General features: G+C 62.5%; 14 protein-coding genes and 1 pseudogene. 9 read left to right on the forward strand and 6 right to left on the reverse strand.

The window, feature by feature from the left end; all coding sequences use genetic code 11:
* Nucleotides 1–34 precede the first annotated feature (34 nt).
* The 4 genes from QHG62_RS27605 to tnpA all read right to left on the reverse strand — a co-directional run bounded on the left by QHG62_RS27605 (nt 35) and on the right by tnpA (nt 2984).
* Complete coding sequence (locus QHG62_RS27605) at nt 35–619, reverse strand: hypothetical protein (RefSeq protein WP_281148764.1); 585 nt, start codon at nt 617–619, stop codon at nt 35–37.
* Entirely contained in the window at nt 597–2171 is a 1575-nt protein-coding gene (gene tnpC, locus QHG62_RS27610; RefSeq protein WP_281148765.1) for an IS66 family transposase, read from the reverse strand. Before tnpC ends, QHG62_RS27605 begins: the two co-directional genes overlap by 23 nt.
* Nucleotides 2172–2253: 82 nt before the next feature.
* Nucleotides 2254–2601: an IS66 family insertion sequence element accessory protein TnpB gene (tnpB, locus tag QHG62_RS27615; RefSeq protein ID WP_012745822.1), complete on the reverse strand. Its 348-nt coding sequence runs from the start codon at nt 2599–2601 to the stop codon at nt 2254–2256.
* Complete coding sequence (gene tnpA, locus QHG62_RS27620) at nt 2598–2984, reverse strand: IS66-like element accessory protein TnpA (RefSeq protein WP_281148767.1); 387 nt, start codon at nt 2982–2984, stop codon at nt 2598–2600. Before tnpA ends, tnpB begins: the two co-directional genes overlap by 4 nt.
* A gap of 105 nt (nt 2985–3089) precedes the next feature.
* Between tnpA and QHG62_RS27625 the strand changes: the two are divergent.
* Nucleotides 3090–3260, forward strand: a pseudogene (locus QHG62_RS27625) (IS21 family transposase); the annotation flags it as partial.
* 309 nt (nt 3261–3569) lie between these two features.
* Nucleotides 3570–3809 carry a hypothetical protein gene (locus tag QHG62_RS27630; RefSeq protein WP_281148768.1) on the forward strand — a complete coding sequence of 80 codons (240 nt, stop codon included), beginning with the start codon at nt 3570–3572 and terminating at the stop codon, nt 3807–3809.
* 110 nt (nt 3810–3919) lie between these two features.
* Here the strand turns inward: QHG62_RS27630 and QHG62_RS27635 are convergent, their stop codons facing one another.
* Nucleotides 3920–4210 (reverse strand): hypothetical protein, encoded by a 291-nt coding sequence (locus QHG62_RS27635; RefSeq protein ID WP_281148769.1) that lies wholly within the window; start codon nt 4208–4210, stop codon nt 3920–3922.
* A gap of 192 nt (nt 4211–4402) precedes the next feature.
* On the opposite strand from QHG62_RS27635, the gene QHG62_RS27640 reads away from it, so the two are divergent.
* The 5 genes from QHG62_RS27640 to QHG62_RS27660 all read left to right on the forward strand — a co-directional run bounded on the left by QHG62_RS27640 (nt 4403) and on the right by QHG62_RS27660 (nt 10593).
* The gene (locus QHG62_RS27640) at nt 4403–4726 is read left to right on the forward strand and encodes a hypothetical protein (RefSeq protein ID WP_348638677.1); all 324 of its coding nucleotides are present in this window, start codon (nt 4403–4405) and stop codon (nt 4724–4726) included.
* Nucleotides 4702–4950: a GlsB/YeaQ/YmgE family stress response membrane protein gene (locus tag QHG62_RS27645; RefSeq protein WP_281148770.1), complete on the forward strand. Its 249-nt coding sequence runs from the start codon at nt 4702–4704 to the stop codon at nt 4948–4950. The genes QHG62_RS27640 and QHG62_RS27645 overlap by 25 nt, the downstream gene beginning before the upstream one ends.
* Before the next feature lie 587 nt (nt 4951–5537).
* Entirely contained in the window at nt 5538–7757 is a 2220-nt protein-coding gene (locus QHG62_RS27650) for a hypothetical protein (RefSeq protein WP_281148771.1), read from the forward strand.
* Nucleotides 7758–7764: 7 nt separating this feature from the next.
* Nucleotides 7765–8784 carry an ATP-binding protein gene (locus tag QHG62_RS27655; RefSeq protein ID WP_281148772.1) on the forward strand — a complete coding sequence of 340 codons (1020 nt, stop codon included), beginning with the start codon at nt 7765–7767 and terminating at the stop codon, nt 8782–8784.
* A 3-nt stretch (nt 8785–8787) separates the two neighbouring features.
* Nucleotides 8788–10593: a hypothetical protein gene (locus QHG62_RS27660; protein ID WP_281148773.1), complete on the forward strand. Its 1806-nt coding sequence runs from the start codon at nt 8788–8790 to the stop codon at nt 10591–10593.
* 135 nt (nt 10594–10728) lie between these two features.
* Here the strand turns inward: QHG62_RS27660 and QHG62_RS27665 are convergent, their stop codons facing one another.
* Nucleotides 10729–11016, reverse strand: coding sequence for a helix-turn-helix domain-containing protein (locus QHG62_RS27665; protein ID WP_281148774.1), 288 nt, complete (start codon nt 11014–11016; stop codon nt 10729–10731).
* A 130-nt stretch (nt 11017–11146) separates the two neighbouring features.
* Here QHG62_RS27665 and QHG62_RS27670 point away from each other — a divergent pair, with 130 nt between their 5' ends.
* Together QHG62_RS27670 and QHG62_RS27675 are read left to right on the forward strand one after the other, a co-directional pair.
* A complete protein-coding gene (locus tag QHG62_RS27670) occupies nt 11147–11617 on the forward strand; it encodes a hypothetical protein (RefSeq protein ID WP_258506219.1) in 471 nt (156 codons plus the stop codon).
* A 297-nt stretch (nt 11618–11914) separates the two neighbouring features.
* The gene (locus QHG62_RS27675) at nt 11915–12541 is read left to right on the forward strand and encodes a histidine phosphatase family protein (protein ID WP_281148775.1); all 627 of its coding nucleotides are present in this window, start codon (nt 11915–11917) and stop codon (nt 12539–12541) included.
* Nucleotides 12542–13225: the final 684 nt, after the last annotated feature.

Raw genomic sequence — 13225 nt, forward strand, 5'->3', positions numbered from 1 at the left:
CTTGACGCCGGCTACTTGAAGCGCCCGACGATGCTCAGACGTCGAGCACGCGTCGCAGAATGTGGAACGGCACCCGCCACGTCCCACCATTGCTGGTTCCCAGGGTGGCGGTGCGCTGGTTGATGCGCACGATCACGCCGGTGATGTTTCGACCGTCTCGGTCATCGAAGGAGACGGTGTCGCCTCGTTGGAACTCGCGAGCTGGGGCTGGCGCGCTGACCGGTTCCGGGGGCGGCTCATAGGGAGCTTGCTCATCGCGACGTTCTGCACCGTGATAGCCCTGCATCGCCAGGCACGGGATCTTCCAAGTTCGCTTGGTGCCTTCCTCCAGCACCGTCGCCTGCGTGTCCCTCATGGCGATGATCTTGCCGCGGCGCATCTGGCCATCGCGGAAGTCGACGAACTGCACAGGCTGGCCCAGATGGAGGTTCGCACGAGCGGCAATGCCACGGCGTGGGTCGGCCAGCATGCCCTCGATCAACGCCTTGAGTTGGTAGAGCTGCAGGCTGCTCGCGCGCTCGAGGGCTTCCATCATCCGCGGGTCGGTGCCTTGCGAGTTCACTGCCTCTTCCTTCGTCTCAGCCTGCTTGTGTGGCTCAGGCCGCCAGTCGTTGCTCAACGTGTTGCCCGCCAATGTTCCACGGCAGCAACTCGTCGATGCGGTTGATGGGATGGTCGGCAATTCGGTCGAGCACGTCGCGCAGGTACGCCTGCGGATCGAGCCCGTTCAGCTTGGCCGACTCCACCAGACTGTAGATCGCCGCGGCCCGCTCGCCGCCTGCGTCCGAGCCCATGAAGAGATAGTTCGATCTTCCCAGGGCCACGCCACGCAGGGCACGCTCCGCCGCGTTGTTGTCGATCTCGATGCGGCCATCGTCACGGTAGCGGGTCAGCGATGTCCAGCGCGAGAGCGAATAGCCGATCGCCTTGGCGAGCTCCGACTTCGTCGACACCTTGCCCAGCATGCTCGTGAGCCAGGCACGCAGGTCTTCCAGCAACGGCCCGGCGCAGGCTTGCCGCACCTGGCGTCTCACATCGGGCGGCTGCCCTCGGATCTGGGCTTCGATTGCGTACAGCGCCGCAATGCGCTGCAGCGCCTGCTCGGCAATCGAGCCCGGCACGAAGCCCTGGCTCTCATGCAGGTCCCAGAACGGTCGACGCGCATGAGCCCAGCACGATGCTTCGACGACGCGCCCGCCCGCGTAAATCTTGCCGTACCCGCCATAGGCATCGGCTTGGAGGATGCCGCTGTAGTTCGCAAGGTGTGCCTGCGGGTGTTCGCCCTTGCGGTTGGGCGAGTAGCGATACCAAGCCGCAGGAGGTTCTGCGTTTGCGGCCGGCCGGTCGTCGCGCACGTACACCCACAGCCGGCCGGTCTTGGTGCGGCCGCGACCAGGATCGAGCACGGCCACCGGTGTGTCATCGGCGTGCACCTTCTCGCCGGCCAGCACGTAGCGACCGAGCGCGGCAACCAGCGGGTCGAACAGCTTCTCGCTCTGGCCCACCCAGCCCGACATGGTCGAAGGATCGATGACGACGCCGTCGCGGCCATAGATGCGGCTCAGGCGATGCAAAGGGATGTGGTCGCAGTACTTGGACACCAGCACGTTGGCCAGCAGCCCTGGGCCGGCCACGCCGCGGGCGATCGGCCGGCTGGGCGCCAGCGCCTGGAAGATCGCTTCGCAAGCGACGCAGGCCATCTTGGGCCGCACGTGCCGGATCACCTTGAAGCGCGAGGGCACGTACTCCAGCTGCTCGGAGACGTCGTGCCCGATCAGACGTAGGCGACCGCCGCAAGCGGCGCAGCCGCAAGGCTGACCACCTGCGTCGTGGTGCGCGGAGGTTGCCTCCGGTCGATAGACCTGGCTCTCGCGCGGCAGGTGGGCGGGGAGCTTGCGATCGATCTGCGGTGCGTTGGCTGCATCGGGCGCGGCCGACTCGATCGGCGCCGGGCGTTCATACAGTGGTTCGTCTTCCAGAAGAGCGATTTGCGGGTCATCGAGCTGCTCGCTGGACGATCCGAAGCGGGCGCGAAGGCTGCGCAGCAACTGCAGCTTGAGCTTGTCGACCATCAGCTTGAGGAGCACCACTTCGGCGTCTCTCTCCTCGACCACTCGCAGCAAACCTTCAACGGTGTGAGGTGTGGTGGGGTCGTTGCTCGGCGTCGTCACGCCCACTACTGTGCCCGGCCCTCGGCACGTCGAACATCGGTGCTACACCGGAGGATTCTTCATACAGTGGTGGCGCAGTTGATCAGGCTGCAAGCAACGGCTCATGCGTGCGCACCGGCATGCGCCAGTCGATGCCTTCCAGCAGCATCGAGAGTTGCGCCGGCGTGAGCGAGACGCTGCCGGACGTGGCCTGCGGCCAGACGAAGCGGCCGCGCTCGAGACGCTTGGCCAGGAGCATCAGTCCCTGGCCGTCGAACCACAGGACCTTCAGGATGTCGCCGCGCTTGCCGCGGAAGACAAAGACGTGGCCGCAGAACGGATTGGCCGCGAGCGCCGTCTGCACCATGGCGGCCAGACCATCGAAGCCCTTCCTCATGTCGGTGTGGCCGGCCACGATCCACACGCGTGTGTTCGAGGGAAGACCAATCACGCGATAGCACCGAGCAGGCGCAGCACGCAACGCACGCTGGTCTCGTCGACGGCTCCGCGCAGACGAACACGTGTGGCACCCACGTCGATCTCGATCACGCCGCTCGAAGGGCGCGGCGCAACGGCCTTGTTGGTCTGGGCTGCAGGCTCCATCTGCACCGTAACCGGCAAGAGCGTGGCCGGCGCAGTGCCCTTGACTACTGGAGCTTGCGCGCGCAAGCGAAGCCGACGCCAGTTGAACAAGAGGTTCGCATTGATACCATGCTCCTGCGCGATGGCAGCGACTGACGCGCCAGGTTCCAGGCTGCGCTCGACCAATTCCTGCTTCAGCTCTTCGCTGTGCCTGCGTCGGGTGTCCTTGCCCGAAATGACTCGCTTGTTCATGTGTGCACGTACCGGTTAAATGCACACATCCAAGTGTGAGCACGATCAGGCGATCCTGCTCATGCCCGCGTCGTCTCGCCAGAGGGCCTTGAGGCCACGCTTACCCTGTCTCGCAACACCGTAAAGAAGTACCTGCGAGCCGGCGAAGAAGCGCCGCGCTACGCCAAGCGAGCGAGCTCAAGCAAGCTCGACCCCTATGCCGACAAGCTCGCGACTTGGCTCGCGATCGAGGCCACCAAATCGCGGAAACAGCGGCGCAATCTGCGGCAGATTCACACAGGGTCAGTACCCGATGGAAATCTCGGGGCAGAGATCGGCGAAATTCAACACTCAGGCTCTTCCTGAGCTTGAAGGTGTACTGATCGACGCCAAGGATGTTGTTTCAGTTGAATTTGTTAAACCACCACAGGAGCCAAACCATGTCAAAGCGCCGACGCCCCGCCCCCCGGTTCCGCCACCCCGTCCCCGAACAGTTCCAGGGATGGGAAAGGATCAGGCGAATGTGAATCCACCGGCGAGCTACTCGAAGCCTCCGATGCCTCCTGCGCCACCGACAAAAAAAGACAAACTTTGATTGGTTCATCGGTGCCCCTTATCGCCTTTCACCACTATCGCACCGAGCCACTGACCATTAGGGGAGAGGCGTATACCGTCCACTTCTTCAACAATGGAGATGAACACATGGTGTTCCTGGTGAAAGACGACACCACGAAAACTTATGTCGGTCGCTTTGACCCAGACAGTGCGGGTGACTGCAAGAAAATGAACGCCGAGGATTTGTCCGACCTTATGCTCCGCATCCTAATCGGCGACGCCGCTAAGTAGCACCTCACTGCCCGACTCCCGCCCGCATCTGGAGAGCCAGACGCTTTGCGCGTGCTGTCGTTTTGACCTGCTCGTTCTTTCCCGTGAGCAGATTGCTGAACCACCGGGCGCTAGTTCCCGCTCGGGATGCGTGCGCCGATGCCGCGGATGTACCAGCCCGACCCTGCCAGCATCAGGCCGACGTACAGAAGCGCAAAAGCGGCCGCAAGCGCCCAGCCCGAAATCGATGACGACAGGCCGGCAAGCATCGATTCGTGCGGCACTCGCGCGATGCTCCATATGACGATCAGTGGGACCACTCCAAAGATCGCGGCTATCCATCCGAGCGACCAGAGTTCGCGCCCTCGTTCGCGCATCGCCGTGCCGTCGTAGTCGAACTTGCTCGCAAGCCATTCATCCATGGACGCTCCTTGTTTGACCCGAAGGAGAACGAAGAGCGGTGCCGCACGGAACCGGCGGCTGCGCCCTACCTGCTTGCGATCAGCGTAAAGCGACGTCGGGGCACACCACATATAGGGGCCAACATGCCCCCGACCCGTACCCCGCAGATGCAACGCACTGTGCTTAACGCCGATCATTGGAAGCTCAAAGCAATGTTCAAGGACTACGAAGCATTGACCAAAGCGCACGCCGGCGCGAAGGATCTGATCGCACAGATTCAGGCGGCGGAAGTGGACGACATGTTCGACGCCAAGGTCACCGTCCTCGGCGAGTACATCGATCACCATGTCAAGGAAGAACGCAACGAGTTTTTCGTGAAGGCCCGGGCCTGCACGGAAGCTGAATCTGGTTGGCATGCGCGACGCCCTCACTGCGCGCGAGGAAGAGCTGATGAGCGAACTGGCTGTTGCCTGAGCCGGTTCACTACTCACTCGTCACTCAGAGAAATCACATGGGAATCATCTGGACCATGCTGATTGGCTTCATCGCCGGCCTCGTTGCTCGTGCATTGTTACCCGGTAAACAGGCCATGGGCTTCATCCTGACGGCAGCGCTCGGCATCATTGGCGCGCTGCTTGCCACCTACGTCGGACAGGCAATGGGGTGGTACACCGCAGGCGCGGGAGCAGGGTTCGTCGCCTCTGTTCTTGGCGCAATCGTGGTGTTGGTCATCTATGGTCTGGTCGTGAGACGCCGCTGAATCTCGGTCTGCACCTAGTTCGAAATCTCTCGCCTTGCAGGCAGGCGCCCTGAGGAAGCGACACGCCAGCCGTCGCGGCGCTAGATCATCGGCGTGCCCGACTCGGCTGACGAACGCCGTGCTGCTTTTACCGCACGTCCTCACTTCGGGCGATTTGATTAAGCAGGCAAATTGCTGATTTGAAATAGCGCCGCACGGCGCGTTTTGCCGATTTCCGCTCAACCTAATCGACAGCCTTAATATAAATTTATTCGGAAACCCTGAATTAAACCTATTCGACAACTCGATTGGTGTGCGCGCCTGACTCTTGCCGTTGATCACGCGTGAGGCGACCACGTGCAAATCGCACGGGCAGTTGCATTGAGGGGGTTTTTGAGCTTGAATGACCGAATCTTCAACAACGGACCGAGCTCAATCATGTAAATCGCAAAGAAACTCCCGCGCTGTTTGCGCAGCGCGGGAGCATCCGGTTAGCAATCCACTTCGACAAGTGTTGCTTTGAACAATACGCCTCAAAAAGCGTGTCGTCAAGGCGGGGGAGATGCTTTTCCGGAGTTTTTGCAGTTCGTGAGAGGCTGGAATGCACCATGCCGCCTGCAAACTCTGCGCACCAATTCAGCAAGGATCAGGAGCCGCCCGACGCTTCAGACGTCACGCGAGACTCACCTCCCACTGAGGACCTGCATCCGCGATCTCCGACCGGGGCGGATGATCATCTTTCCCTCGCAGGGGAAGTTGACGACGCGCGGCCCGTCCTGTTCCATGCCGGGCCCCACTTGATCGGAATTACGGACCAGCATGACTTCAATCTGGGCGATTGGCCTGATCTTGAAGTGAGCGGGCTGAGCCAGGAAAGGCTCGACACCTATCTGAAAAGAAAAAAAGGCATCTGCCCGTATGTCGAGGGTGCCGACCCCGAAGCAATTCGGGCTGCGTCCGGTGTCGGCATCCGCTGGATCCAACGGTTGATTCATCGGTGCATGAAAATCCACTCGGACGGAAGAATTTATGGCTGGAGGGCCTTGGTTCGGTACCACCGGATCGAACCCTACGTACGTAAAAAGAAGGTCCAGCCGGACCCGTTTGGCCGGGGTTGCGCCGGAAGCCTGCAATCCTTGTTACTTCGCGAGCCGGATTTCGAGCGGCGGTTCCGCAAATATATTTTTCAGCCCGCATCGCCGGGCAAGCTCAAGCAAATCAACAAACCCCTCAACGTAATTTGGCAATGGTTTCTGGATGAATTGCGCAAACTCGGGTATGAGGTTCGCAACGAGTGGCCGTTTTCGACGCGGTCGATGGGCTACTCGGCAGTGGCGCGGTATCTGGAGCAGTTGATGCGGGCCAATCCCGCGAAAGCCGCGCACCTGATCGGCGGCAAATCCCTGGCCGACAAACTCAAGGCGGGCGACGGTGTGGACCGTCCGAAGTTTCGGCCGTACCAGCGCGTCGAGATGGACGCTCATCGGCTGAACGGGATTTTCTGCATCCTGGTTCCGCATCCGCTGGGCGGCCATACCCCGAAGATCGTTCGGCGCCTCTGGGTGATCGTCATCCTCGAGATCTACAGCCGTGCAGTGCTCGGCTACTACCTGAGCATGAACCCGGAAGTCGACAAACAGGACGTGCTCCGCGCGATCAGATCCGCCTTGACCTTCTGGGAATCCAGGGAACTGTCGATGGGCAACGTCCGCTATGCAGAGGACGCAGCGCTGCCTTCGGGGCATGACGAGCGGTACATCGGCCTTTACTGGGACGAGATGAGCGTGGACGGGGCGCTGGCGGAGACGTGCAAAACAGTCCGGGACGCGCTGCGCAATGTCGTGGGCTCCACGCTGGTGGATCCTTCGCGCGGCTTTGCATCACGGCGGCTGAAGGATGACAGGCCCTTCATCGAAAGCTTCTTCCGTACCTTGGGTGTGCGCTCGCTCAATCGCATGTCGAATTCGACCGGCAGCAAGCCGTCCGACAAGAAGGGGCGCGATCCTGCGCAGATCGCGATCGCCAGCGAGTTCCAGCTCGAGTACCTGGAGGACCTGCTGGATGTGCTGATCGCGAACTACAACGCGACGGCGCACGCCGGGCTGGGCTACCGCTCGCCGCTGCAGGCGCTGGATTTCGCGACCACCCGCGAGGACGCGCCACAGATCCGCCGCGCTGACCCGCTCCTGGTAAGCGGCCTGTTGAGCGTGACCAAGATGTGCGTGGTCAAAGGCGGCCACCGCCAAGGGCGACGGCCCTTCGTCAACTTCGGTGGCGCGAGCTACAGCGGGGAAATCCTGATCGGACGCCACGACCTCGTGGGCACGAAGATCGCCGTGACGAACCACCTGGAAGATGACGCACGGTTCGTCAAGGCGGCAACGGCCAATGGCCATTCGTTGGGTCTGCTGCGCGCGGCAGCGCCTTGGAACGGCCTGCCGCATTCGCTCGCGATCCGAAAAGCCGTGCAGGCTTTGATCTACGAACACAGGTTCCGCGTCGCGGCCGGCGAGGATCCCATCTCGGCGTTCATCAACTACGCAGAATCCGCACCGGGGCGCAAGCTGCCGCCTCATCCGGCCTACCTGGCCATGCGTCGGATCAGGACCGCGCTGGTGCGTCGCGGTGAAGATGCCAACCCTGCGATCCACGCTGCACTGGCCCGGGATCGGCTTGACGAAGAGCGTGAGTCTCGCGCGGAAGCAAACGACGGGGGACCGGGCGTTGCACCGCCTGCAACGGCTGCAGGGCGTCGCCAGCGCCCCCCTGCAACCCGGCCCTCAGTCCCAAAGAGCCTGCCCATGCACCGCATGGCCGCAAGCAAGTAGGCACGCCATGACCGGTCTGCTTGACAAACACCTCGACAGCCCGTTGCCCCGGCACGTCGACAGCAACCACCCGCTTCTGCAGCAGCAGTATGCCGTCCATACCCCGCCGATCGAAGACATGGCTCAGACGCTGGGCGACTGGATCGCCCGCAAAAAGACGGGCGGCAGCATTCACGGACCGTCCCGCTTCGGCAAGAGCAAGGGCATGCAGTGGCATCTGCTTGCTCTCCTGCAGCAGCGATTCGGCAGAGCCATTCCCCTGCACATGTGGTCCCGCATTCCGGAAATCCAAAACAGCCAGACCGAGTTCTGGAAAGCCTTGTTGGTGGCGACCGGCCACCGGTATGCCAACGACCGGCATACCTGTGCAGCGCGCCACACCATGTTCGCGGAGCATCTCATGTCGACTGCGAAGGCCTGCGGCAGCAATTTCGTGGCGCTTCTAATCGATGAGGCGCAATCGATGACGCTCAAGGAGTGGAACTGGATTCTCGGGATGCAGAACCTGCTGGATTTTCAGCAACATCGTCTTAGCGTGTACACGGTCTCATCGCATCAGATGGGCTACCACTACGAGCTGATGTCCCACTCGGACCACGCGCACGTCGCCGCCCGGTTCATGGTCGCTCATGCGCCGTTTTCGGGCCTGACCTGCGAAGAGGAAATCAAGTTCGTTCTGGAGGGCTACGACTTCGCGAGCGAATGGCCCAAACGCTCGGGGGTCTCCTATCTGGCGCACTTCGCGCCCGAGGCGTATGCGCGCGGCGAACGTCTGGCCCGCTGCGCGCCCACCGTCTGGCGCGTGATGAACGCGCTGCTGCCGCAAGACTACGGCGGCGATCCCAACTTCCCCATGCAGCACCTGGCGTTGTCGGTGGAGACGATCCTGCTCAACCTCGCTCACGGTGAAGACTGGGAAGACGTGACAGGCGAGGAGGCCTGGCTGGAAGCGTTCGTCGACAACGCATTCACCGATCACATGCGCCTGATTTCGGCGGAGCTCCCGCGGCGCCGCAAGGCCGCTTAGTCCATGACCACGATTGCAACAGTGGGGGCTGTCGGGCCCATCGCCGGCGACGGCCGGCTCAGTCGTGACCGGCGGTTTCGCCGCGTGGCCTGGACGCGCGGCAGCATCGCGCCGTACACCTCGACGTGGATCGTCGTCCAACGGTTCCTCGTTCTGAACCGGCCAAGTCCGCAGTCGTTCGAGGCTGATTTCATTCGCAACGATGCCAGCGGCATGGCGATGTCCCTGGACTGTGCCGTGCGCCCGGAGCGATCGCTGCGGTTGTCGCGGTTCTGCCGTGTGACCGGCGAAGACGCCGGATCCTTGAAGGGGTCGCAGGTGGGGCACTACCCGACAAGCCTCTGGCCACTGTTCGGCCGGTTCGTGGTCTGGTGTCCTGCGTGCCTGGCCGAAGGGTTCCACAGCGTACTGTTCTCGCTGTGCGGGCTTCAGCAATGCCCCGTGCACAACCTGCCGCTGGAATATCGGTGTCGCTGCGGGATGACCATTCCCCACGGGAAGCTCGGCAGCCCATTTCATGCGCCGGGTTGCTGCCGATGTGGCCGCGTGTTCCTCGAACCCGCGGCCGCGAGGGCACCGAAGTCCGACCCGGCCCGCGACGCCGTGCTGGAGGAACTCGCCAATTGGCTGGTCGGCTCGGCCAGCCGGTTCTGGTTCGATGTGCGCGACTCCTGGGCGAGCTACCCAGGCATCGAGCGCTACATGGCGCACGCCCGGCATTGGGCCCAGGTGCTCCGGACACCCGAACCTCCGACCTGCTGGACAAGTGCGGACGCATCAGAGCGCTGCTGCAAGCGCTGGGCTTGTTCGTCCCATGAGTTCGGTGGTGAAGCCGTGCGCGTCCGGCATGACCCGTCAGAGACGTCGGATTTCGAAGCTGCGAGCGCGATCTTCAAAGCGGTCAAGCGCCATTTGCTGCGCCACGTGCTCCAGAGGCATACACGGCGATGGATCGACGCCTTCGTCCGGTCGTCGGATGAGGCCTGGATCCTGCGCTATCTGCCAACGATTCCGGCAGCGCAAGATGCGTGGTGCTTCCTGCTGTGGTGGCAGTCGTGCGTCTGGAGCGTTGGCCTGCGCGACTGGTTCCTGCGCCGGTCGTACCAGATGCCGTCCTCATGGATGGCGGACCATTACGCTGCCTTTGCCGCCGAAAGGCCGCTGCATCTGTTGGAGATGGTCTTCCGCGGGGGCAGCCGCCGATGGCTTCTGCAATGGACGGCCGCCGGCAGCTTGCTGATGCTCTGGGCCGCAGCGCGCAAGGCCGCGGCGGCTGCGGTGGCGGATGCCGCGGTCATTTGGGGGCACGGCGTGGTCGGCGAACTGGTGGTCCCGGCTTGGAGTGCAGCGATCACCCGCACCGGCACGCTGGCGCTTTGCATGGATACCCCGCATGTGCGCTGCTGCGGCGCACGTGCAAGCACGGACAAGGCAGCGAGGGTGCGACGGGCACAGGAACAGGCCGGCGAGCGGCGCGACCGTCTCGCGTCGCAGTGCGCGTCGGACTGCAACTTGTACGACCATGGCGCGACGACCTGGACAGCTGGACCAGGGATCGATATCACAGCGGGAGGTGACGCACGGAAGCGGCGGCTCCTTGGCGAGACGCGCTGCTTCTTCGTGATTGCCCGGTTGCCGTGCGCGGATGGTGCGCGGTTCGCCGCGCAAAGCCTGTCGCATCCCGTGGCAGCCATTGCGAACTCGTCCGCCGGCGCGATCCATGGCCTGCGCGTGGCGCTGGCACAGTGGAAAGAAGAGGGCGGTCCCTCGGGCGGGCAAGAGGTGACAGGAAAGCGAGTTACCCGGTGAGCAGTCTCAGCGAAATGAAATCCAGACCGCTGCACCGCGGTCATTTCGCCTTCCTGCGCGCGGTGCTGCAGGGGGCAGATCCCGAATGACCGGCGAGCACGTGCCGCTTGGTCGCCACCGAGACGCCAGCCGTGGTTATTCCCGGGTGATCGACCTTTCCACGCGCAAGACAAGATCGCTGGCCGGCACGCCGAAGCCTTTCGCGACCCGTAGGATCAAGCCGAGGGAAGGCTGTCGTTCGCCGCGCTCGAGCTTGCCGTAATAGGACCGATCGACGTTGGCCAGGACGGCGAACTGGTCCTGCGCAATTCCCTGCCTGAGGCGCTCGGCCCGGATCACGTCCCCGAAAGCAGTGGCCACCGCCGGCTCGAACGAGGTTGAGCGCGGCGCCGGGGCAAGCTTTTTCTTGGGGAGCGAAGACACCCGGTGAGGGTGCCGAATATGCTATCTTTCTGACCACAGCATATATGCCGTTAGGCTGCTTGGAATCCCATCATTTTTCAACGGGCCAAGCGACCGCCTCTGTTCACCGCATAGACCTGGGGGCATAGGAATGAACGATACGCCGCTTCCGATGACGGATCTTGGCCTTCTCGAGCAAGAAATCCTCAGCCAACCGCCCGAGGCTGCACTTCCCGCGAACTTGCCAGACCGCTGGCTCAGGCTGATCGCCCGGGATCTCGAGCTGGCCGATTCGGTTGACACAGACGCCCCCTCGGTTGCGGCCATCAGTGCCGCCGCACCGCTCGCGCTGATCTACAGGATTCTGGACGGCAAGGGTGAGGCAGGGGAGGCGTCGATCCCCGTCGAAGTGCTGCTCGGGTACTTTTTCGACTTCCGGGTGGAAGTGAATTCAGAACTCGTCAGCCGGCTGACGCGAACCCGGTTCGAGCCGGCCACGCTGCAGTCGATATTTTCGAACCGAACGCTGGCGCTCAGGCAAGCCCAAAGACTGGAGGCAGAACCCCTCGAGTCCACCGGCATGCCTGACGGGCGCAACAAGATCGGCACCGCTGCGCGCTAAGCATCATCTGGCTCTTCAGGTCGCTTTTTGCTCAGGGGCTGACTTCGGTTCGTCCGTGGAGCGGCCCTCCAGCGTTTGGCACGGGACAAGGGAATGCACCCCCTTGTGATGGCACAGGCCTCGGGAACTGAGTCCGTGCGCCACTACATGCGTATGCATCCATCACGATCACTCGGGTGTAGTTTGGACTGGAACACTGCCGTTCGTCTTCGCGCGCGAATGCGTCGGACGCATGTCTTTGAATTAACCGGATCGCTGCGCGCACGGGGTCTGCGCCGTGCCAAGAGACAATGGCGCATGCAAGTGATCTTCATCCGTCATGGCGAAAGTACCGGCAATGCCGGCCAGCCGAGTTTCGACCTTTCTAAACTCGAATTGACCCCGACGGGCCATGACCAGGCCGCACGGATGGCCACCGCTTGGGTGCAAACTCCTACGTTGATCGCATTGTCTCCATACTTGCGCACGCGCTTGACGGCGCAGCCCACCATCGACCGCTTCCCGCAGGTGCCTGTCGAGATCCTTCCCATGGCGGAGTTCACTTACCTGGAGCCGAGCCGCTGGAACGGCACCTTGCGCGCGGAGCGGCTACCGCACATCGAGGCTTACTGGCAGACGGCTGATCCGGCGTACCGTGACGGTCCAACCGCAGAAAGTTTCGACACATTGCTTGGCCGCGTCGAGTCGACCTTGGGGTGGCTGCAGAAGCTGCCACCGCAGTCGCTTGTCTATGCCTTCAGCCACGGTCAGTTCATGCAGGCTGTCCGTATTTCGTTGTTGCACCCGGGATGGAGCTCACGGCAGCGAATGGCCCACTTCTGGCCGTTCAACGGCAAGTACCCGATCCTCAATGTCGAACGGCTTGAGATCTGCTACGCGGACGGGTGTTGGACAACGGAACACGTAAGTCAATCATCCATGTAGCTCGAGGTCACACCGTTCCTTGACGTCCTCGCGGGGGCGGCTGCAGCATGGTGGTGAGACGTCAGGGGCGACCGGCCGCGGCGATCGCCGCTCGTCGTTCGTGGTTCGAGAACGTTCAAAAGCTCCATCGGATCGAAGGGCTTGACCAGGTGCGGGAGGCGACCGCCGCATTCATCGACATCTGTATCAGACAATTCGCAGTGCGGTCTATACCTCGCAGGTGACCGCGAGAGAAAACAAGAAGCTCGCCGGCAGGGCCGTCCTGACGGATCAGCAGCAGCCCTGCGCAGATCAGACGGAAGATCTCTAGTGCAGCTGAAACCGCGGATCGCCATGCCCATGCCGGAAGATTAGGAGCAGCTGTTGGGTGGGTAATCGAAGGAAATGGTGGTACCGAGTCAGGCACGTTCACGACAGCGGTGGGTATTCGACGGAATCTGACCATCCTTTTCTCGTGAGAGCCGGTCAAGGGTGGGTAATAGACGGGTTGGACTGGCAGGGGAGGGCCGAATTGACGTCTTTTCAGTCCCTTAGCCCTTTTCGAAGTTAAGGCGTGGGTCTTTTCAGGTCTATGGACGCCGTCTTTTACCCACCCATCCTGTTCATTCCGGTCCGAACCGTCTATTACCCACCCTGGCATGTCTGCAGACCACGCAGCCAAAGTGCCGGCACCATGCGAGTTCG

The sequence above is a fragment of the Variovorax paradoxus genome (assembly GCF_029919115.1).
Taxonomy (GTDB): domain Bacteria; phylum Pseudomonadota; class Gammaproteobacteria; order Burkholderiales; family Burkholderiaceae_C; genus Variovorax; species Variovorax paradoxus_O.

What these genes read in the sequence shown, in the direction of transcription:
- QHG62_RS27640 (WP_348638677.1), top strand. Translation starts at nt 4,403, where the DNA reads ATGTTCAAGGACTACGAAGCATTGACCAAAGCGCACGCCGGCGCGAAG.
- QHG62_RS27650 (WP_281148771.1), top strand. Translation starts at nt 5,538, where the DNA reads ATGCCGCCTGCAAACTCTGCGCACCAATTCAGCAAGGATCAGGAGCCG.
- QHG62_RS27675 (WP_281148775.1), top strand. Translation starts at nt 11,915, where the DNA reads ATGCAAGTGATCTTCATCCGTCATGGCGAAAGTACCGGCAATGCCGGC.
- QHG62_RS27645 (WP_281148770.1), top strand. Translation starts at nt 4,702, where the DNA reads ATGGGAATCATCTGGACCATGCTGATTGGCTTCATCGCCGGCCTCGTT.
- QHG62_RS27655 (WP_281148772.1), top strand. Translation starts at nt 7,765, where the DNA reads ATGACCGGTCTGCTTGACAAACACCTCGACAGCCCGTTGCCCCGGCAC.
- QHG62_RS27670 (WP_258506219.1), top strand. Translation starts at nt 11,147, where the DNA reads ATGAACGATACGCCGCTTCCGATGACGGATCTTGGCCTTCTCGAGCAA.
- QHG62_RS27635 (WP_281148769.1), bottom strand. Translation starts at nt 4,210, where the DNA reads ATGGATGAATGGCTTGCGAGCAAGTTCGACTACGACGGCACGGCGATG.
- QHG62_RS27660 (WP_281148773.1), top strand. Translation starts at nt 8,788, where the DNA reads ATGACCACGATTGCAACAGTGGGGGCTGTCGGGCCCATCGCCGGCGAC.
- tnpA (WP_281148767.1), bottom strand. Translation starts at nt 2,984, where the DNA reads ATGAACAAGCGAGTCATTTCGGGCAAGGACACCCGACGCAGGCACAGC.